Annotated in this window: 16 protein-coding genes; 8 read left to right on the top strand and 8 right to left on the bottom strand. The window is 73.2% G+C overall.

Annotation, left to right across the window (positions count from 1 at the left end; genetic code table 11):
- From RAN62_RS12755 to RAN62_RS12745, 3 genes are all read left to right on the top strand, one after another.
- A partial coding sequence (locus RAN62_RS12755; protein WP_305784786.1) for a DUF5990 family protein occupies positions 1–255 on the top strand: 255 nt, incomplete at its 5' end.
- 402 nt (positions 256–657) lie between these two features.
- Positions 658–3657 (top strand): DEAD/DEAH box helicase, encoded by a 3000-nt coding sequence (locus tag RAN62_RS12750; RefSeq protein ID WP_305784785.1) that lies wholly within the window; start codon positions 658–660, stop codon positions 3655–3657.
- Positions 3658–3798: 141 nt separating this feature from the next.
- A complete protein-coding gene (locus RAN62_RS12745; protein WP_305784784.1) occupies positions 3799–4554 on the top strand; it encodes an SWIM zinc finger family protein in 756 nt (251 codons plus the stop codon).
- 331 nt (positions 4555–4885) lie between these two features.
- On the opposite strand, the gene RAN62_RS12740 is transcribed toward RAN62_RS12745, so the two are convergent.
- The gene (locus RAN62_RS12740) at positions 4886–5830 is read right to left on the bottom strand and encodes a ricin-type beta-trefoil lectin domain protein (RefSeq protein WP_305784783.1); all 945 of its coding nucleotides are present in this window, start codon (positions 5828–5830) and stop codon (positions 4886–4888) included.
- Positions 5831–5999: 169 nt separating this feature from the next.
- Here RAN62_RS12740 and RAN62_RS12735 point away from each other — a divergent pair, with 169 nt between their 5' ends.
- Positions 6000–6995 carry a hypothetical protein gene (locus tag RAN62_RS12735; RefSeq protein WP_305784782.1) on the top strand — a complete coding sequence of 332 codons (996 nt, stop codon included), beginning with the start codon at positions 6000–6002 and terminating at the stop codon, positions 6993–6995.
- A 171-nt stretch (positions 6996–7166) separates the two neighbouring features.
- Here RAN62_RS12735 and RAN62_RS12730 read toward each other — a convergent pair whose 3' ends face one another.
- Positions 7167–9980: a VIT domain-containing protein gene (locus tag RAN62_RS12730; protein ID WP_305784781.1), complete on the bottom strand. Its 2814-nt coding sequence runs from the start codon at positions 9978–9980 to the stop codon at positions 7167–7169.
- A complete protein-coding gene (locus RAN62_RS12725; protein WP_305784780.1) occupies positions 9977–10603 on the bottom strand; it encodes a MerR family transcriptional regulator in 627 nt (208 codons plus the stop codon). The genes RAN62_RS12730 and RAN62_RS12725 overlap by 4 nt, the downstream gene beginning before the upstream one ends.
- Before the next feature lie 76 nt (positions 10604–10679).
- Between RAN62_RS12725 and RAN62_RS12720 the strand changes: the two genes are divergently transcribed.
- Positions 10680–11441 carry a dienelactone hydrolase family protein gene (locus tag RAN62_RS12720; protein ID WP_305784779.1) on the top strand — a complete coding sequence of 254 codons (762 nt, stop codon included), beginning with the start codon at positions 10680–10682 and terminating at the stop codon, positions 11439–11441.
- Positions 11442–11443: 2 nt separating this feature from the next.
- Positions 11444–12142 (top strand): cyclase family protein, encoded by a 699-nt coding sequence (locus tag RAN62_RS12715; protein ID WP_305784778.1) that lies wholly within the window; start codon positions 11444–11446, stop codon positions 12140–12142.
- Positions 12143–12451: 309 nt separating this feature from the next.
- On the opposite strand, the gene RAN62_RS12710 is transcribed toward RAN62_RS12715, so the two are convergent.
- From RAN62_RS12710 to RAN62_RS12695, 4 genes are all read right to left on the bottom strand, one after another.
- Entirely contained in the window at positions 12452–14530 is a 2079-nt protein-coding gene (locus RAN62_RS12710; protein WP_305784777.1) for a M6 family metallopeptidase, read from the bottom strand.
- A gap of 62 nt (positions 14531–14592) precedes the next feature.
- Positions 14593–14859 (bottom strand): hypothetical protein, encoded by a 267-nt coding sequence (locus tag RAN62_RS12705; RefSeq protein WP_305784776.1) that lies wholly within the window; start codon positions 14857–14859, stop codon positions 14593–14595.
- Between the two features lie 85 nt (positions 14860–14944).
- Positions 14945–15748, bottom strand: coding sequence for an ABC transporter permease (locus tag RAN62_RS12700; protein ID WP_305784775.1), 804 nt, complete (start codon positions 15746–15748; stop codon positions 14945–14947).
- On the bottom strand, positions 15745–16644 hold the full coding sequence (locus RAN62_RS12695; protein WP_305784774.1) for an ABC transporter ATP-binding protein: 900 nt from the start codon (positions 16642–16644) through the stop codon (positions 15745–15747). Before RAN62_RS12695 ends, RAN62_RS12700 begins: the two co-directional genes overlap by 4 nt.
- A 249-nt stretch (positions 16645–16893) precedes the next feature.
- Here RAN62_RS12695 and RAN62_RS12690 point away from each other — a divergent pair, with 249 nt between their 5' ends.
- Together RAN62_RS12690 and RAN62_RS12685 are read left to right on the top strand one after the other, a co-directional pair.
- A complete protein-coding gene (locus RAN62_RS12690) occupies positions 16894–18120 on the top strand; it encodes a histidine kinase (protein WP_305784773.1) in 1227 nt (408 codons plus the stop codon).
- Positions 18121–18151: 31 nt separating this feature from the next.
- Positions 18152–18898 carry a response regulator gene (locus RAN62_RS12685; protein ID WP_305784772.1) on the top strand — a complete coding sequence of 249 codons (747 nt, stop codon included), beginning with the start codon at positions 18152–18154 and terminating at the stop codon, positions 18896–18898.
- A gap of 206 nt (positions 18899–19104) precedes the next feature.
- On the opposite strand, the gene RAN62_RS12680 is transcribed toward RAN62_RS12685, so the two are convergent.
- Positions 19105–19578 (bottom strand): anthrone oxygenase family protein, encoded by a 474-nt coding sequence (locus RAN62_RS12680; RefSeq protein ID WP_305784771.1) that lies wholly within the window; start codon positions 19576–19578, stop codon positions 19105–19107.
- Between the last annotated feature and the right edge of the window lie 127 nt (positions 19579–19705).

The raw sequence follows: 19705 nt of genomic DNA, 5'->3' as shown, positions 1-19705 counted from the left end.
GGTGGCGGCGGCGTGCTTGGCGGTGGCGCGCGTGGCGGCGGCGCGGCTTCCTCGGGCGCGGCTTCGATCGGTGCGGCCGACTTCGCCGGCTTCCGGCGAGCCAAGCTGATGTTCGGCGACGTACCGGGCGACCTCCTCCGGGCAGCCCACGAGGGCAACGCCGTGCTGATCGGACGTCTGGGCCTGACCGACGCGGAAAACCTGCCGGTGGCCGCCCGCATCCGCCCGCCGGCGATCGTCTGGAGCATCGAGTGACACCCCTCTGGAGCGCCGAGTGAAACCCCTCTGGAGGGCCGAGTGACACCCTTCCCCGGCACGCCCGACCGCCCAGAAGCCGAAGTCACCGTGCTCCACGGCTTCATCTCCCGCGACGGCACCCTCGCCCTGTGGGGCGAAGCCGCGCCGACCGCATCCCTCCCGACGTCGTCGCCGGATGCGGCCTCGCCGGACGCGGTCTCGCCGGTCCCGGACGCCTCGTTCCCAGGCTCGCCGGTCAGTCCCAGCTCGGTCTCGCCGGTCCCGGACGCCTCGTTCCCAGGCTCACCGGTCACCCTCAGCTCGGTCTCGCCGGTTCCAGATCTGCCGGTCGCGCCGGGCTCAAGCTCGTCAGGCTCAAGCTCGTCGGGCTCAGGCTCGTCGGTCTCAGGCTCGGCCGCCGTGCGGGGGCGAACTCCCCGGGGTGCGCATCCGTCCGCCTTCGCCGTGGACGGAGGCGCGCGAGCCGCGACGCTGGTGCTGCCGTCGACCACCGCGGGGCCGTTGCCGTCGCCTGTGCTGGGGCTTCCGCCGCGCCGGGGGACGCCGCGCTGGCGGGCGTGGACGGTGCCGGCGGTGCGGGTGCCGTTCGTCACCGGGGAGCTGGCCGACGAGCTGGGGATGCGCCCCGCGCCGTCGTTCGTTTATCTCGCCCGACTGTGCGAATTCGCGGCCGGCCTGGTCGCCCGCGGCCGGGTGCTGCCCGCCCTGCGTCCCGATGGCACGCGCGCCTTCTGGCGGCCCGTCCTCACCGGCGCCGACGCCGCCCGCCACGCCGACCTCCTCGACCGCATGCCCGCCGCCGTCCGCGCCGAACGCACCCGCCCCGGCGACGTCGCCGGCCTCCCCGCCCCCGATGCCCTGCACGCCGCCCTCGAACTGCTGGTCGACGGCCTCGTGCGCACCCGCCTCGCCGAAGCCGGAACCACCCTCGCCGGCACCCCCTGGCTCGCCGCCCTCACCAGCGACGATGGTTCCCTCGACACCGCCCCGGTCGACCTCGACACTGTCGCCGCCGCGCTCGACGAGTGGCACAGCGAGGCGAGCAGCGGCGCCTCGGTGCGAGTCGTGTTCCGGCTCAGCCGCATCGACGAGCCGGACGACGACCTCGACGAGCCCGACGCCACGAGCATGCACCGCCCCGCCGCCGTCGCCGCTCCCGCTACTGCGCCCGCCGCCCCCGTCACTACTGCGCCCGGTCCTTCGTCGTTGCCGGAGCCGGAGCCGGAGCCGGAGCCGGAGCCGGAGCCGGGGGCGGGCGAGCGGGCGGACGCCTGGCTGCTCGAGTTCCTGCTGCAGCCGGTCGACGAGCCGAGCCTGCTCGTGCCGGCCGAGGCGGTGTGGCGGGACTCGGCGGCGCCGTTGCGGCGGTGGACGTATCGGCCTCAGGAGCGGTTGCTGGCGGGGCTGGGGCGGGCGGCTCGGCTGTACGCGGGGCTTGACGTGGCGTTGAGTCACGCGCGGCCGACGGAGTTGGTGCTCGACACCGCCGGGGCGTACGGTTTTCTCCAGCACGCCGAGCTTCTCGAGCAAGCCGGCTACGGGGTGCTGCTGCCTGCCTGGTGGCGGGAGCCGCTGCGGCTGGGGCTCGCGCTCGACGTGCGTACGCCGGAATTCGCCGCGCCCGTCCTGCGCGACGAAGCCGCGGACCTGGCCACCATCGTGCGTTATCAGTGGGGGCTCGCGCTCGGCGGGCAGGTGCTCAGCGAGCGGGAGTTGACCGAGCTCGCCCACGCCAAGGTGCCGCTGGTGCGGTTGCGGGGGCGGTGGGTGTTCCTGGACGGGGAGCGGCTGCGGGCGGGACTCGATTTCCTGCGGCGGGGCGGCGGCACGATGACGGCCGGGGAGGCGTTGCGGCTGGTGCGGCTGCTGCCGCCCGAGGAGCTGCCGTTGCCCGTGGCCGAGGTGCACGGCAGTGGCTGGGTGGCTGACCTTCTGTCGGGGCGGCTGGGGGAGCGGCTCGAGCTGCTCGACGCGCCGGACGGGCTGACCGGCGTGCTCCGGGCGTACCAGCGGAGGGGCTTTTCGTGGTTGGCCTTTCTCGACGGTCTGGGGCTGGGCGCGTGTCTCGCCGACGACATGGGGCTCGGCAAGACGGTGCAGCTGCTCGCGTTGCTGCTGCATCGGCGCACGGGGCCCACGCTGCTGATCTGCCCGCTGTCGGTGCTGGGCAACTGGCAGCGCGAGGCTGAGCGTTTCGCCCCCGGCCTGCGCGTGCGCGTGCTGCACGGCGCCGATCGGCCGGAGCCCGGCGGGCTGGCGGAGGGCGCCGACCTGGTGCTGACCACGTACGCGACGGCGACGCGCGACGCCGACGAGCTCGCCACGATCACGTGGGACCGCGTCGTGCTGGACGAGGCGCAACACGTCAAGAACAGCGCGTCGGAGGCGGCGCGGGCGGTGCGGCGCTTCGACGCCCGGACCCGGATCGCCCTCACGGGCACCCCGGTCGAGAACAGGCTGGCCGAGCTCTGGTCCATCCTGGACTTCGTCAACCCGGGTCTCTTCGGCGGCCCGCACACCTTCCGCAACCGCTTCGCGGTGCCCATCGAGAGGTACGCCGACGAGGACGCCGCCTCCCGCCTGCGTCAAGCGACCCGGCCCTTCCTGCTGCGCCGCGTCAAGTCGGACCCGGCCGTGCTCGACGACCTGCCCGTCAAACGCCAGACGCGGCACCTGTGCGGACTGACCGCTGAGCAGGCGACGCTCTATCAGGCGGTGCTGGATGACATGCGCGGCCGGCTGAAGCACACGAACGAGACCCGTCGCAAAGGCATCGTTCTCTCCGCCATGACCAAACTCAAACAGGTCTGCAACCATCCGGCCCAGGTGCTGGGCGACGGCTCGCCGCTGCCCGGCCGCTCCGGCAAGCTCGAACGTCTCGAGGAGATCCTCGACGCCGCGCTCGGGGCGGGGGAGAGCGTGTTGTGCTTCACGCAGTTCACGCGCTTCGGCTCGATGCTGGTGCCGCACCTGGCCGCCCGGTTCGGAGTGCCGGTGCGCTACCTGCACGGTGGCACCAGCCGGCGCGCCCGCGACGAGACGGTGGCCGCGTTCCAGGGCGACGACCGGCCGGGCATCTTCGTCCTGTCGCTCAAGGCCGGCGGCACCGGTCTCAACCTGACGGCCGCCAACCACGTCGTCCACGTCGACCGCTGGTGGAACCCGGCCACCGAGGCCCAGGCCACCGATCGCGCCTTCCGCATCGGCCAGCGCCGCGACGTCCAGGTCCACACCCTCGTCTGCCTGGGCACCCTCGAGGAACGCATCGATCAGCTGATCACGGGCAAGGGTGCCCTCGCCGAGCGCGTCGTCGGCAACGGTGAGGGCTGGCTGACGACCCTGTCGACCGATGAGCTGTACGATCTCGCGCGTCTCGCCCCGGAGGCCGTCAGTGACTGACCCGTCGCCCGTGTCCCGCCTCGGCCGGCCGTTCCGCTGCTCGGGGTCTTCGTCTCGCAGCATGCAGTCTTCGTTCCGCTGGTTCCGGCCACTCGTGTCGTTCTCTTTGCCGGTTGGGGTCGCGTCGCGGGGGAGGCGGTCGTGACCGAGCGTTTCTCGGGGCCGTTCGTGGCCATGTTCGAGGCGTTGCGCATGGCGCCGACCTTCGCCCGGGGCCGCCGGGACGCGCGCGCCGGGCACGTCCGCAACCTCTCGATCTCCAGCAGCCTCGTCATTGCCCAGGTACGAGGCCCCGACGACGCTCGCCCCTTCCGCGCCCGCATCGCCGTCCGCGCCTTCGGAGCCGCCGAGTGGGCCCGGGTCGAGGCGGCGCTCGCCACCCAGGCCCGCTACACCGCCGACCTCCTGGCCGGCCGCATGCCCCCGGGCATCGAAACCGTCTTCCAGGCCGAGGGGCTCACGTTGCTGCCGCTCTCCCTCGACGAAGTCGCCCTGGACTGCACCTGCGAACGCTGGCCGATGCCCTGCGTCCACCTCGCCGCCACGTGCTACGCCCTGGCCGAGTCGTTCGAGACGGACCCGTTCGGCGTCTTCGCCTGGCGGGGCCGCAGCCGCGAGGAACTCCTCACCCAACTCACCGAACTCCGCGTCCCCGCCGCCGAAACCCCGTCGGCACCGCCGCCGGCCGACGCGACTCTCGGTGACTTCGCCGACTTCTGGGGTGCCCCGGGCGGTGACCCGGCCCCGCCGCTCGGCGCAGCCCGGCCCGACCTGCTGCTCGATCAGCTCGACGCTCCGCCGTTGAGGTACGCCGGGCGTACGCTGCCCGAGATCCTGCGGCCGGCGTATCTGGTGCTGCCACCCGAGCCCGCGCAGCACGAAGATCCCGCGCCGTGATGGTCGGAAAGTCGCCGGACCGCCAGTAGCCAAGACAGCCTGAGGCGCACCGGACCCGCCCCCATTGGGCTCCTGATAGCGCCACCACCTCGCCTCGCGTCGCCATCACCTTGCCTAGCGGTGCCGTCACCGCGCCTGACAGTCGATGGGCGCCGCTGCTGTTCCGCTGCGCCCCCGTGGCGGCGGTTGTCAGCGGAGCCGGCTGCTGTTCAGCTGCGCCCGTGCGGCGGTCGTCGTCAGGAGAGGCCGGCTGCTGCTCTGGTGCGGCTGTGTGGCGGTGGTCCTCAGGAGAGGCCGGCTGCCGTTCTGGTGCGGCTGCGCGGCGGTTGCCTCAGGGCAGGCGCCACTGTTGGTTCGCCCCGCCCGTGCAGCGGTCGAGCCGGACGCCCGCGCCTTGCCGCGCGCCGTTCGACCGGTCGGTCAGGCACTCGCCCGAGACCGCGTTCACCAGTGTGCCGCCCGCGCCCGCCTGCCACCGGGCTCCCGAACGCCGCTGGCCGCAGTCGTCGATGCGTACCTCGTCGTCGCGGGCCGCCTGCGCGCACTTGCCCGTGACGCGCAGTGTGCCGTCGGTGCTGACGGTCCACACTTGCGCGGCCGTGCCGTTGCAACCGAAGACCTGCACATGATTGCCGTCCACCGACACGCCACCGTTGAGGTCGAGGCACAGCCCACCCGGGCCGATGATCGTCCCCGTACGGTCGACCGGCGCCACACTCGGAGCCACCGCCGGCGCACTCGATGCCCCCGGCGTGGCGGGCGCGCTCGTCGCCGCGCTGGACGGGACGTTCCCCGCCGGGGCCGACGCGGACGGATCCGGTCGACGTGTCGCCGTACCCGTCGGAGCGTCTTGCCCACCACCAGTGACCGTGGCGCCGGGGTCGCCGCCCGCCCGGGTGGCGGTCGGCCCGTCGGACGCGGGCGGCTTCCCGGACGTGGCGCGGGACCACGGCGGCAGGCTCACATCCGTGTACGCCCGGGGCGCGCCCGGCTCGTCGCCCCGCAGCACCGCGCCGAGCCCGACCAGCCCGGCCGCCCCGACGACGGCGGCCGCCAGCGCCCCGAGCACGAGCACCCGGCGCCGGTGACGCGTCCGGGCCGGCTTCACTCCGACGGCCGGCAGCGGCACAGACGGATCGGCGACCGTAGCGGGCGGCGGCGACGGCCACGTCGCACCGGACGGCCGAGGCGCCTCGTCCAGCACGTACGGCCGGACCAGCAACGGATCCCCGTCGCCGTCCCCGAGCCCGCGCCCGTCGTCGTCCTGCTGCGTCATTCCTGCCTTTCACCCCGCGTCTCACCCCGCGTCCTTGCGGACGGTACCGGTTCCGCGCCCGGCCCGAAGCCCTCCGAACGTTCATGATCTTAGGACTGCTTTAACCATCAACTAACTCCGGTTTAGGCGTCCACACCGGAAAGTCACCGGCATGTCGAAACTCCGCTCCTTGAGCGTCGCAGCCGCCCTGTTCGCCGCCGTCCCGCTGGTCGCGATCACCGCACCCACCGCCGCCTCCGCGGCCAGCTCCAAGTTCTGTGACGGCGGCAGTTACACGGTGCTCGGCAAGACGGGGACCAAGGACCGCTTCCGGGGCACGGTCGCCGCGCCCGCCGCCCGGTTCGCCGTCCAGGGCAAGTACACCAAGTTCACGATCGATCCGGCCTCCTTCGCCATCTACGACTACGCCTTCACCGGCGCCGCCAACCGGGGCGACATGACCGGTGGCCGGCTCACCCCGGTCTATGTGAGCAAGGTGCCCGACCACCGCGGCCTGGCGCTCGCCGGCTCGATCAGCCTCGAACTGCGGGACGAGGACATGACCATCTCCCGCACCGGCCCGTCCGGGCTCAGCATGAAGATCCAGGCCAAGGACTGCGCCCAGGGCGGCATCTTCCAGATGGAGGTCGAGCGCGGCGACGGCACCCGGACCCGCATCGTGCACACGCTCGCCGACTCCACCTTCTACTACGACAACCCGAACTTCCGCGCCAACCTCGGCCAGTTCCTCGGCTCCGGTTGCACCAGCCCCGCGACCGGCCCGGCCGGCGACGCCTGCGTCCGGGTCAGCCCCCGGGTCAACATCGGCAGCGACACCGCCCCGAAGCTGATCCTGCGCGACAGCGCCCAGGTGGCCACGCGCATCCCGCAGGCCTCCTGCGGCCCGGACTTCACCAACACTCTCGGCCTCTCCGAAACCCGCGACCACTGCGGCGCCACGAGCATCTGGGACGTGGCCTCCGGCGGCCGCCTCGGCATGGTCACGGGGGAGGACGCCACGGAGGTCGCCAACCCGCCGACCAACTGCACCGAGGATTGCGAAGCCGGCAACCAGGTCCGCGGCGAACTCGCCGTGCTCGGCTTCCCTGCCCCGGTCCCGGCTGCGTCCCGGCTCACGCCCCGCACCTCGCCGGACGGCTTGACCGCGCCGCTCACCGCCCCGTGAGCAACCACGCTCCTCGGCTCGTGAACAACCACGCTTCACGCCTCGTGACCGTCCCGCTCACCGTGCGCATGCAGCGCTGACCTCCCGGCCAGTGTCTCCGGTGGCTCGCCGTCGCTCTGACGACGAGCCACCGCCGCGTTGTGGCTCCGAGGCCGGCCCCATGAGGTCCCATTACTTCCAGAAGGGCTTCCGCCGCGGCTTCTCCGGCGTCTCGGGCGCGACCGGCGGTTGCGGCACCCCCGGCGCCGGCGGCCCGGCAGGAGGCTGCGGCGTCCCGACCGGAGGTGCCTCACCGGGTGGCGGAGGCGTCCCCGGAGCGGACGGCCCGACCGGCTGAGCCGTCCCCGGGATCGGCGGCACCACGGGTGGCCGCGGTGTCCCCGGGGTAGGCGGCTGCGGTGCTCCGGAAGCCGAGCCCTCGGCGGTCGCCACGAACTCGTCCAGCCTCGCCAGCACGCTCCGCCAAGCCGCGGCCACGTCGCGCATGGTGGCGATCGTTTCGAGGGCGGCCCGCACGGGTGTCAGCCTCGGATCAGTCCGCCCGCTCACCAGGGCACTCAGGCGGGTGCCGAGGTCGGCGAGCATAATGCGCCGTTCCGCAACGGGCCGCCCGTCGGCCGCGCGCAGCCGCTCCGCCTCAGTGCGGACGATGGCCGCGAGGTCGTGCAGCGGGTCCGCCGCCGGTGCGGGCCGTGGCGGACCGGCCGGCTGCCACGGCCGGTTGGTGAGGCCGTCGTAGGGCACCGGAGCAGCCGCGCCGCTCACATCGGGCGGACCCGCCGCCTCCGGAGCACCCGTCAAGCCTGCCGAAGCGGGGGCACCCGTCGCGCCTGCTGACTCGGGGCTCCCCACGGCTGCTGAGGGGCTCATGGCGGCCGTGTCGTCATCCGCGATGTGCCCGGACCCAGCGGCGGGGGTGCCGGCGACCGGCGGAGCGGGCGGCGGCGGGCTGCCCGCCATCGGTGTGTCCGCCGCTCCCGGCACGCGCGGCGAGCGGGCCGGACCGGGTCGGCCGGCGCCGCCGGTGCGTCCCCGGGCCAGCTGCGGGCCCATGGCGCGGAGCATCGGCGCTCCCGCCGGCGCGGGCGGCACCGCGCTCAGGAAGGTGGCCCCCGCGAAGCCTGCCGCCCGGCCCATCACCGGAGCCGGCGGGTCGAACATCGCCCACCCCGACGGCGCCTCCACCGGCTGTGTCACCTTCTTCACCTTGCCGCCCTCGTTGACGACGCGGCTGTCCACCGCGACGAACGCGGTGAAACGGGACAGGACCCCGTGTGTCAGCGACACCCGGAGGATCTCCGGCTCGACACTGTGGTCGCCCGCCGCGTACGCGTCCTCCAGCTCGCGGATGCGTCCCCGCGCCCACTGGGCGGCGATGGCGGGCTCGTCGGCGGCCCGGACCGGCACCTCGACCCGGAACTCCTCCTCGTTCGCGGTCAGCCCGCGCACGGTCAGCGACGCGGGCACCGCGCCCGTGTGATGGCCGAACAACACCAGCGGCACGCCCGGATAGAGCGCCTGCGGCCGGCCCGGCGCGACCCCGTCGACGGTGATCCCGGTGACGAGGGGCGAGCTGATGCGCTGGTGGATCTGGTCCATCGCCTCGTCCAGGCGGTCCTCGCTCTCGACCAGCTCGCAGCGCCCCGCGCCGATCGCGGCGAGACGGCCGAGGAAGCCGGCGTTGACGGCCCGGTCGATGCCGACGGCGTGGATGCGGATGCCGGCGGCGAGCGCTGTCACCTCGCCGAGAATGTGATCCTCGTTGCCGACCTGGCCGTCGGTGACGAGGACCAGCACCCGGTCACGGCCCTCGGCGGCGGTGAGAAGCTGCAGCCCCGAGCGCAGCGGCGCCAGCAGCTCCGTGCCGCCGCGAGCATTCACACCGGCCAGGTGCTCGACCGCCCGGAACCGATGCCGGTCGGTGGCGTCGGACAGGCCGGGGCCCAGATCGTCCGGATGATCGACACTGTGGTCGAACGTCAGCACCGCGAACCTGTCCGCCGCCGTGAGCGTGTCCACGACCCGGGCCGCGGCGCGGCGGGCGGCGACCATCTTCCAGCCGGCCATGCTGCCCGAGCGGTCGAGGAGCAGGACCACGTCCTTGGGCCGGTGCGGCGCGGTGCCGGCGGCGGGAGGCAGAACCACCAGCTGGTACGCCGAGGCGTCGCCCGCCGGTGCGAACACGGCCCCGCTGCCGTCCCCCGCGAACGGCAGGCGCAGCACGAAGTCGCGGTCGGCGCGGTCGCCGGGGGTGATCTCGATGTGGTTGCCCTCGGTGACGACGGTGTGCAGGCTGGACCGCACCTCGCCGAGCGGCAGGCCCGCCGCGTCGATGTCGACGCCGATCGAGAGCCGCAGCGGGTTGGGGAAGCCGGGCAGCAGCACCGGTGGCGTGATGCGTGAGGCATCGGGCACCACGTCGGTGTCGAGCACCTGGCCGTCACCGCTCTGCTCGCCCGGGAGCGGCGTGCCGGGGATGTAGCGGGGCGCCACCACGAGCGGGAATCGGAAGGTCGCCGCGTCGTCCTCCCAGGCCAGCGGGGTGACCAAGGTCAGCTCGACGGCGACGCGCTCGCCCGGCGGGATGTTGCCCGCGCGCATCGTGAAGACGTCCGGCCGATCCTCCTCCGCGATGGCGGCGCGCTTGCCCTCCCGGAGCGCCTGATCGTAAGTCTCCCGGGCCTCGCCGCGCTCGCGCAGCTCGGCCTCGACGGTGCGCCCGTCGGCGGAGAGGGTCATCCGCGTGACGGCAGCCCTGTCGGGCAGCGGGAAGACATAGGTCGCCTCCAGCGCGGTGTCGTGGGCGTTGACGAACTCGGTGGTGATGACGGTGCGGGCGACCAGTCCCGTGATCGTGGCTCGGACGTCGAGCCGGTCCAGGGGGAGGTTGCCGCGGTCGGTGCGCAGGGCGCCCAGGCCGCCGTCGGGCAGGCGGTGAAGGCGGTCGGCCTCGGCCGGCGCCATCGGGGTGACGGTGAGGGTCATGCGGGGCTCCCATCGATGAGCAGTCCACGTGCGGCGAGCAGAGTCAGCAGGGGCTGGGCAGCGTCGGCTATTGCCTCCAGATCGGATTCGCCGGGGCGGGTGGGGAGGACCAGAATGGCCCCGCCGCCCAGCGCGATGCCACCGAGCTCCCGCAAGCCTGTGGATAACTCCGGCGCCGCGGGCGCAGGCTGCGCGGACACGAGCGGAGCGGGAGGCGCGGGCGGCGGGAGGGCGGCCGGCGTGGCGGCCCAGAAACGCGGGCGGGCCGGCGCGGCGTCCACCGCTGAGGGTGTGCCGTTGAGCAGGGACTCCGGCACGCGCGCCACAGCGGACAACTCGTCGTCGGTGGCCCCGGCCAGCTCCGCCTGGATCTCCGCGAGCGAGCGGCCCTCGGCCTGACGGCGTTTCACCGCGACGATCTGCAGCAGGTGCCGCCGCCCGTAGACAGCGTTGCGCCCGCGCATCCCGGAGGGGCGGTCGACCAGGCCGGTCGTCGTGTACCACCGGACGGCCCGGCGGTCGGGCAGCTCGCGAACCCGGCCGTTGGGCGCCCCGGGATATTCCGCCGCGAGCGCCCGGTGCACCCGGGTCAGAAGGTCGTCCATCGTCCACACGCCGACCATGGTGACACTGTCAATGTGACACTGTCAACGTGTGGAGGACGGGCCGGCGCGATCTTCGACGCGCTAGCCTGCGGGGGTGACGACTTTCTCCGCTGAGCACCAGACCCTCCTCGACTCCGTCCCCGCCGGTGCAGGGGCACGCATCGAGGAAGAGACCGTCGACTACGACCACGAGGGCACCGCGCTCGAGGGCTATTTCACCCACGACGCCGCCATCACCGATCCCAAGCCGCTCGTCCTCGTGGTGCACGACTGGACCGGCCTCCGGGAGTACCCGAAGGCCCGCGCCCAGATGCTGGCCCGCCTGGGCTATGCGGCGTTCGCCGTGGACGTCTACGGCAAGGGCATCCGCCCCGAGGGTGAGGAGGCGCCCGCCGCCGAGGCCGGGAAGTACTACGGCAACCTGCCGCTGCTGCGCGCCCGTGTCCAGGCCGGCTATGACAAGGCGATCGCCGACCCCCGGGTCGACGCCTCGCGCGTGGTCGTCATCGGCTACTGCTTCGGCGGCTCCGCAGCGCTCGAGTTCTCCCGGACCGGGGCGGACCTGCGCGGTGTGGCCTCGTTCCACGGCGGTCTCGTCGTGCACGACCCCAGCGACGCCAAGCAGATCAAGGCGCCCCTGCTGATCCTCACCGGCGCCGCCGACCCCGTCGTGCCGGACGACAACGTCATCGCCTTCGAGAACGAGCTGCGCGCGGCGGACGTCGACTTCGAGGTCGTCACCTACTCGGGGGCGCCGCACGCGTTCACGCTGCCCGGCATCCCGCCCTACCGCCCGAAGGCCGACGCGCGCAGCTGGCAGCGGCTCACCGGCTTCCTCACCGAGGTCTTCGCGTAACGGTGACGCCTCGCCTGGCCAGCCTGTCGCACGTGCTCGACCCCGCCACGGTCAGCCTCTACCCGGGCGACCCGCCCGTCGAGGTCACGACCGTGGCGGACGACGGCTTCCTGCTGCGCACGATCCGCATGGGCGAGCACACGGGCACGCACTGGGGCGCGCCCGGCCACTTCACACCGGGCGCCGCCCTGGCCGACGACCTCGACGTGACCGACCTGTGCCGGCCCGCCGTGAAGATCGACGTCCGGGACCGGTGCGCCGCCGACCCCGATCACGCGGTCACCGCCGCCGACCTGCAAGCCTGGGAGAGCGACCACGGCCGCATCCCGGACGAGTCGGTGGTCGTGCTCTGGACAGGATGGGACCGGCGCTGGGGCACGGAGGACTACTACGCGCGCGATGCCGCCGGCGTCATGCACCAGCCCGGCTTCGCGCCGGACGCGGTGCGGTGGCTGATCGAGACGGGCCGGCTGGGCCGGCGCGGCGGCACGGGCACGGACACGTTCGGCCCGGACCTGGGGACCGATGACAGCTTCGAGGTGTCGCGGCTCGTCCACCAGGAGCATCGCATCAGCCTGGAATGCCTGGCCAACCTGGAGGCACTGCCCACAACCGGCGCGTACGTCCTGTGCGGCGGCCAGATCGTCCGCGGCGGCACGGGTTCACCGGCGCTGATCTACGCCCTGCTGCCCCCGGCCTGAACGGTCCGCCGCGCCACCGCGCGTAGAGAACCGCTCGCGCCATCCGCTTCACCGAGTGCGTGGAGACCGCCCAGGGCCGAGCAGCGCCGGACGTCAAGCGGCGCGGGCGCCGGGACTGTGGAGAGTCGAGGTTCCGGGGTGTTTCATGATCCGCCCGGGGTCGTGAAGCGCTGGACGCCAGGCGCCACGGGCGCCGGGACAGCGGAGAGTCGATATCCCGGGGCGGCTGCGGACCGCCCGGCATCGTGGAGTGCTGGACGTCAAGCGGCGCGGGCGCCGGGACAGCGGAGAGTCGAGGATCCGGGGGGCTCAGGAACCGCCCGGCTGGAGGACGCCGTTCACGGTCAGGGTGTACGGGGCGTACTGGCGGACCTGCTCCGTCGGCTCGTCGTAGCCCACGATCGCGACGACCTTCGGATAGTCGCGCAGCTCACCGAAGCGCGCGACCGGCACCTGCCGGACCCGGCCCGCCGCCGCGTCGATGCCGACCAGGCGCACGTCCCACGCGTGCACCTCGATCGGCACGATCTGCGTCGGCGACCGGAGACCGCGCAGTGTCGAGCCGTCGCTGATGAGCCGGTCGCCCAGCCGCACGTCGTCGATGTACCATCCGCCCTCGTCGACCGCCGCGTCGCTCACGTATCGGAAGCCGAGCAGGATGCTGCGACCCGCGTACGCGGAGAGGTCGTACTCGAGCTCGACCAAGCCGCCGCTGTCCCCGGTCACGCCCGGCCCGAGCGGCCCCGTCTCCGTCCGGTCACCGGCCACGGGCGTGTAAGTGCGGCCGCCGTCCACCGACACGGTCACGTACCCGTAGTCGTAGCCGAGCTCCGCCCCGTACCGGGAACGCAGTCGCAGTGTGGGGTTGCTCGCCGGCACGTCCACGGGCACGATCGCGGCGGTGTCGGCCTTGTTGCCGTCGCCGGACCACAGGGCGCCGTCGCGCACGGTCCAGCCCAATGGCTGCGGGGGCAGCGTCGGCGCGCCGGTGAAACGTACCGATCGCAGCTCGGAGCCCTGCCACCCACGGCCGCGAGCGTCCCGCAGGCGCACATAGTCGGCGCCGTTCGGCGCCGCGCCCGGCCGGTCGTAGGCAGCCGGGTTGTCCAGGTTGACCGTCGCGCGCAGGCTTTCCGCGACGACTTTTTCCCGGGGTACGCCCACCGTGGCGCCTCGCGCCTCCCCGGCGACCTTGTCCACGAGGCTCATCGTGCGGAAATCGTGCAGAACGTCATACACATCGGTGTCGCCGAGCGCGGCGCGCACGCCGGCCAGTCCCTGGTGCTCGCCGTCCCGGTGCAGCCGTGACAGCGCCTCGGCGCCGAAGCGATCGCGCAGATAGAGCATGAACTGGTACACGTGCCCGTAGTCGGCGAGCACCTCGGACGGCTCGCCCTCCTCCCACAGGTTCAGCGAGCCCTGGGGGCCGCCGCAGTCGCGCGGGTTCGCGTTGAAGGTGGTCCGCACCACGGCGAACCCCTGGAAGCACACCAGGTGAGCGTCCGCACCCGGATGGTGGACCGTGGCGCTCGGGTCGACGTATCCGACCAGCGTCTGCGCGTAGTCGGACAGCCCCTCGTTGACCCACGGCACCTCGCCGGGGTCCGTGTAGCTCTGCAGCAGGTGCTGCCACTCGTGCGCGAACGTCCCCTCGTACATCCGCGGTCGCGCCGGCCGGCTCGTGCACAGGTCGTCGGTCGGCTCGTCGGGCGGCGTGGCCCCGCTGCGGTGCCGCCAGTCGTACGCGTCGATCGTCATCACGTTCCGGTCGACCAGCTCGTTGATCTGCGCCGAGAAGAACCCCGCCACGTACGTCGGGGCGGCCGGGAAGTGGAAGTAGTTGTCGTCCCGCACGTTGTCGACCAAGGTCACCGTACGGTCGCCGGCGCCCGTGAAATCGCCGCCGAGCAGCGGATCCGTCCCGTCGCGGTCCCGTGGCGTGCTGAACGCCACCGTCTCCTTCGGGTAGATCGTCCCGTCGAACTCGCGCACCAGATCGGCGACCTGGGTGTCCGTGATCTCGGTCGACGCTCGCGGCCGGCAGTCGCCCGCGGGGAAGGAGGTGTCGTTCGCCACCCAGACCTCGATGTGCCGGCCGACCGCCCGCAACGTGTAGTCCTTGCGGTAGAGGTCGCCCTCGACGTCGTTGAGCCCGAGCCACTGCCGGACCGTCCCGAGGGCGGGCGTCTCCGCAGCGATCGCGCTTGTCCGCGCCTGGATCCGTGATTTCGGTCGGAGACCGAGCCGGTCCGTCCCGAAGACCTTGTGCCGCGGCTCCCGGGTGTCGGCGAGCTTCGCCTGCGGAGGATGCGCAGGTGAGGGTGGCGCCGCGGCGGCGGGCGGCGCGATGACACCGAGCACGAGAAGAGCAGCGAGGCAGGAGCGCACGACCTTCGACGCTACTCGCAGCGGCTGCCCGGAAAGACCGTTACGCGGGCATTGGTCGGAGCCTACTCGAACAGCGAATGATCCTGCCCCGCCGCGCTCCGGGCTCGGGCCCGGCGCCGCAGCTGGATCACCACGATGTCGCCGGCTGCCACCACCGCCCAGGCCGCCAGCAGCCAGCCGGGCACGGTCCAGCCACCGCGCAGCAGCAGCACGGCCAGCACCGAGCACACCACGAACCCGAACGCGGCGAAGATCAACCGCAGGTTCAGCGGACTGTACGGCTCCTCGACGGTGCCGCGCCGTCCTCGTGGCTGCGCTCCGATAGGCATGCATCCAGCCTAGCCGCGGGTGGCGGGGCCGACCGGTCCGGCCTCGCGAGCCGGACCGGTCGTGCCCGGTGTGGTGGGGCATCGGTCAGGACACTTCCCGGCGCAGGGTCCGCAGCGTGCCGAGGATCAGTGGCAGCACCACCCAGATGGCGACACTGACGCCGAACCGGGCCCACTGGCCGCTGGTCATCGTCGGCTCGCTCAGCGGGGTGGCGGTGATGTTGAGGTCCGCCCAGCCGGCCGCCGTCGACAGCGGTTTGATCATCTCGCCGAGGATCGACCAGACCGTCGGCAACGCGAAGTAGAGGACGATCGCCAGCGGCGAGTTCATCAGCAACGCCCCGAAGCCCGCGCCCATGAGCAGGAAGATGACCTGGTTGAGCAGGAGCCGGCCGAGCTGGTCGGCGGTGACGTGCCAGCTGCCGTCGCCGCCGATGCCGATCGCGATCAGGTTGGCCACCGCGGACAGCGCGACCGCCGCCACCACCGCCGCGACGGCGATCAGGACGCCGGCCAGGAGCTTCGCCGCGATCACCCGGCCGCGCTCGGGCACCAGCGTGAAGGTGGCCAGCGCCGTCCGCTGGGACCACTCGCTGGTCATCGACAGCACGCCCAGCACCGGCAGCAGCACCGTCGCCGGCGCCAGCCCGAAGCTGAGCAGGTCGAAGAAGCGCTGCTCCTCGGCCGGTGCCGCGCTCAGCAGGATCGCCGCGGTGCCGGCGGACGCCACCCCGATGACCACGAGCAGCCAGAAGCCGGAACGCGTGTCGGCCAGCTTGCGCAGCTCGACGAGCGTCAGCCGGGTCAAGGGAATCTTCGTCACATGGTGCGTCGTGGCCGGTCGCCCGGACTCCTCCGCCGCCTGCTGCCGGGTCTGCACCGCGGTCATCGCACGACCTCCTTCACCGTCTCGCCTGCGGTCAGCGTCAGGAACATCTGCTCCAGCCCGCCGCTGTCCGCGGGCCGCAGCTCCAGCAGGACGAGGCGGGCCTCCGCCGCCGCCCGTCCGATGACCTCCGCGTCGGCCTGCACGACGACGCCCCCGTCGGCCGTCTCCGTGCCGGTCAGGCCGGCGCGCTCCAGCGCGGCGCGCAGGGCGGGCATGTCGAGCGCCTTCACCACCGTGCCCGAGGCGGCCAGCAGCTCCGCCTTGTCACCCTGGGCGACGATCCGGCCGCCGCCGATCACGACCAGCTTGTCCGCGACGGCCTCGACCTCGCGCAGCAGGTGGGAGGAGAGCAGCACGGTGCCGCCCCGGTCGGCGAAGTCGCGCAGCAGGCCGCGCATCCAGAAGATGCCCTCGGGGTCGAGCCCGTTGGCCGGCTCGTCGAGGATGAGGATGCCCGGGTCGCCGAGCAGCGCGTATGCCAGGCCCAGCCGCTGCCGCATGCCGAGCGAATAGGCCTTCACGCGGCGCTTCGCGGCTGTCTTGTTGAGACCCACGCGCTCCAGGCCGGCGTCGACCTGCTGCCGCGGCACGCCCATGGTGAGGGCGGCCAAGGTCAACACCTCTCTGCCCGTACGCCCGGGATGTTGCGCGGAGGCGTCGAGCAGCACACCGATCCGCCGCCCGGGGTTGCCGAGGCGCCGGTAGGCCCGGTCGTCGACGGTCGCCCGGCCGGCCGTGGGCGGCGTGAGGCCGCAGATCATGCGCATGGTGGTGGACTTGCCCGCCCCGTTGGGACCCAGGAAGCCCGTGACCGTGCCGGGCTCGCACGTGAACGACACGTCGTCCACGGCCGGGTGGGACCCGTACCGCTTGCTCAGGTGCTCTGCCGAAATCATGTCCCCGAGCCTGCACCCGGGACGGGGTCCTCCACAGCGGCCTAAGGTAGGTGCCGCACCCCCTCCTTGGTAGGTGGTGGCACCTACTTTGGTCGGTGTTCGCGGCCGTGGACCCGACCTACGATGGCGGCCATGGGGGAAGCAACAGCGGCCGGGCCGCTCCGGAGCGGGGCTGTCGATCGTTCGCGCGGTGTGCTTGGCGCACAGCGGGGCGGCATCGGCGGTGCCGGGCACACTGATGAATACAGTGTGCTGCTGCCGCCGGCCCTGCGGGACAACCCGGCGGCAGGATCGCCGACGCGCACCATGCGTGACTGGCTGGTCGACACGCTCTGCTTCGTGCTGGCCCTCGGCTGGGCCGTCATCGCCGCGATCGATCTGCTGCGCGCCAGGCCGGAGTTCGTCCAGCAGTGGGCCGGCACGCCGTCCTGGCTGGTGTGGGCCGACCTGGCCGTCGGGGTGGCGTGTGCCGGTGCCTTGTGGTGGCGGCGCCGCTGGCCGGTCGTCATCGGCGTGTCGATGCTCGTGCTCGGCACCTTCTCGGTGACTCTCGCCTTCGCCGGTCTGGTCGCCATGCTCACCGTGGTGATCCATCGGCGCTTCGTCACGACGATCCTGTTCCTGGCGGGCAGCGTCACGTCCAATGCGATCTTCTACGCACTGCGCCCCGAGCGCGACACGCCCTATGTCCAGTCCCTGGCGTGGGGCATCGGGGCGTCCAGCGTGCTGGTGCTCTGCGGCATGTTCATCCGCGCCCGCCGCGAGCTGGTCGTCTCGCTGCGCGACCGGGCGGAGCGGGCCGAGGCGGAGCAGCAGGCCCGGGTGGAGCGCGCCCGGGCCTTGGAGCGCAATCGCATCGCCCGCGAGATGCACGACGTCCTCGCCCACCGCATCACGTTGCTCAGCCTGCACGCGGGTGGCCTCGAGGTCGCCCAGGGCGGCGACGTGAGGCCGGAGGTCACGGCCGCCGCCCGAGTCATCCGGAGCACCGCGCACGAGATCATGAACGATCTGCGGTTCGTCATCGGCGTGCTCCGCGAGCCCGGCGACGGCAGCGGCGGGGAGCGGCCCCAGCCCACGCTCGGTGACCTGCCCGCCCTCGTCGACGAGTCACGCCGCGCGGGGGCCAAGGTCGACCTGACGCTCGAGGTGCGGGAGGCGGGCGACATTCCCGCGGGGGTGGGCCGGACGGCCTACCGGATCGTGCAGGAAGGACTGACCAACGCCCGTAAGCATGCGCCGGGCACGCTGGTGAGCGTGGCCGTGACCGGGGCGCCCGCCGACGGGTTGACCGTGCGGCTCCGCAATCCGGCGGCGGTCGGCCGGGCGGCGCCGGCCATGCCGGGCACGGGCACCGGACTCATCGGGCTGCAGGAGCGCGCCGAGCTCGCGGGCGGGAGCCTGCGCCACTCCGGCGACGCGGCCGGTGGTTTCCTCCTGGAGGCGCACCTTCCGTGGGAGCAGGGTCCGTCATGACGCGCGACCGGATCCGAGGGCGGGGGCGAGGATGACCGAGGCGCAGTGGGGGCGTGCGGCCGGCGGGGTCGGGGCGAGCGGTGGCGGGGCCGGCGGGGTTGGGGCTGGTGGCGGCGCGGCCGGTCCGGGGCGGGCGATCCGGGTGCTGATCGCGGACGACGATGCGCTGGTGCGGGCCGGGCTCAGCATGATTCTGTCGGGGGCCGTGGACGTCGAGGTGGTGGGGGAGGCCGCCGACGGGGCGGAGGTGCCGGACGCGGTGGCGGCGCACCGGCCGGACGTGGTGCTGATGGACATCCGGATGCCCCGGGTGGACGGGCTGGTGGCGACGCAGGCGCTGCGGGCGCGGGCCGGGGCGCCGGAAGTGATCGTGCTGACGACGTTCGATGTGGACGAATACGTGTTGCGGGCGCTGCGGGCCGGGGCCGGCGGGTTCCTGCTCAAGGACACGCCGCCGGCCGACATCGTCAACGCGGTGCGGCGGGTGGCGGCGGGGGAGGCGATGTTGTCCCCGACCGTGACGCGGCGGCTGATCACTCACCTGACGGATCCCGCCCCGGCGCGGAAGCAGGCGCTCGCGGCGCTCGACGGGCTGAGCGACCGGGAGAGGGAGGTGGCGCTCGCGGTCGGGCAGGGCAAGTCCAACGCGGAGATCTCGGCCGACCTGTTCATGAGCGTGGCGACCGTGAAGGCGCACGTGTCGCGGCTGCTCGACAAGCTCGGGCTCAACAACCGGGTACAGATCGCGCTGCTCGTCCACGACGCCGGTCTCGCCTGAGCCTTGTCGCCGGGCGCTCTGCACGGCGTCGGTCTTGGGTGAGCGCTGTGGCCCGGGGCGCTCTGCACGAGGTGGGCGCCTTGGGCGGGGCGCGGCGACATCTGCGTGCTGTCGGCGACTGGGTGTGGTTGCGGTGGGATGTCGCGCGACGGTCGTCGACGCGGGGCTGTGAGCTTCGCCGTTGGCTCCACATAGGTCGCGGATGGTCAGACGGCCAGGAGGGACCAGGCCCAGCCGGCGAAGGAGGCTGTGGTGAGCCAGGTGCGGGCGGTGTTCCAGCGGACCCAGCGGGTTTCGAAGGCGGCTCGGGTCTCGTCGGGGGTGTGGGGGCCGGCTGCGTCCAGGGCGTTGTTGAGGGGGATGTTGACGGTGGCGGTGATGGCGAGCTGGGCGGCGTAGAGGAGGAGGGCTGCCACAGCGGGCGTCCAGACGGCGGGGTTGCCGTCGAGGAGGGTGAGGACGGCGGCGGCGAGGCCGGTGACGAGGGCGCCGGCGAAGGCGAGGACGAACCAGGGGTTGAGGATGGCGCGGTTGATGCGTTGCATGACCTCGACCAGGGTGGCGGCGCCGGTGTGGCGGAGGGCGGGCATCACCGAGATCGAGTAGGCGTAGAAGAGGCCCGCCATGAGGCCGGTCGTGATCGTTGCGGCCAGGAGGGCGGCGAGGCGCAACGCTTCCATGGGCGGAGCGTAGTGGCGGGAAGCGGAGCCGGGGAAGGGCAGAAACGGCCGGGCGCCAGTGAGAAAAGGCGCCGAGGAAGGGCGGGAGCGGCCGGGCCAGGGGGAAAGGGCGCCAGGGAAGGGCGGG

It is taken from the genome of Symbioplanes lichenis (assembly GCF_030709675.1).
Lineage (GTDB): Bacteria > Actinomycetota > Actinomycetes > Mycobacteriales > Micromonosporaceae > Actinoplanes > Actinoplanes lichenis.
This window is presented reverse-complemented; position numbering and strand designations above follow the sequence as displayed.

What these genes read in the sequence shown, in the direction of transcription:
- RAN62_RS12740 (WP_305784783.1), bottom strand. Translation starts at nt 5,830, where the DNA reads ATGACGCAGCAGGACGACGACGGGCGCGGGCTCGGGGACGGCGACGGG.
- RAN62_RS12730 (WP_305784781.1), bottom strand. Translation starts at nt 9,980, where the DNA reads ATGACCCTCACCGTCACCCCGATGGCGCCGGCCGAGGCCGACCGCCTT.
- RAN62_RS12725 (WP_305784780.1), bottom strand. Translation starts at nt 10,603, where the DNA reads ATGGTCGGCGTGTGGACGATGGACGACCTTCTGACCCGGGTGCACCGG.
- RAN62_RS12705 (WP_305784776.1), bottom strand. Translation starts at nt 14,859, where the DNA reads ATGCCTATCGGAGCGCAGCCACGAGGACGGCGCGGCACCGTCGAGGAG.
- RAN62_RS12700 (WP_305784775.1), bottom strand. Translation starts at nt 15,748, where the DNA reads ATGACCGCGGTGCAGACCCGGCAGCAGGCGGCGGAGGAGTCCGGGCGA.
- RAN62_RS12695 (WP_305784774.1), bottom strand. Translation starts at nt 16,644, where the DNA reads ATGATTTCGGCAGAGCACCTGAGCAAGCGGTACGGGTCCCACCCGGCC.
- RAN62_RS12685 (WP_305784772.1), top strand. Translation starts at nt 18,152, where the DNA reads ATGACCGAGGCGCAGTGGGGGCGTGCGGCCGGCGGGGTCGGGGCGAGC.
- RAN62_RS12680 (WP_305784771.1), bottom strand. Translation starts at nt 19,578, where the DNA reads ATGGAAGCGTTGCGCCTCGCCGCCCTCCTGGCCGCAACGATCACGACC.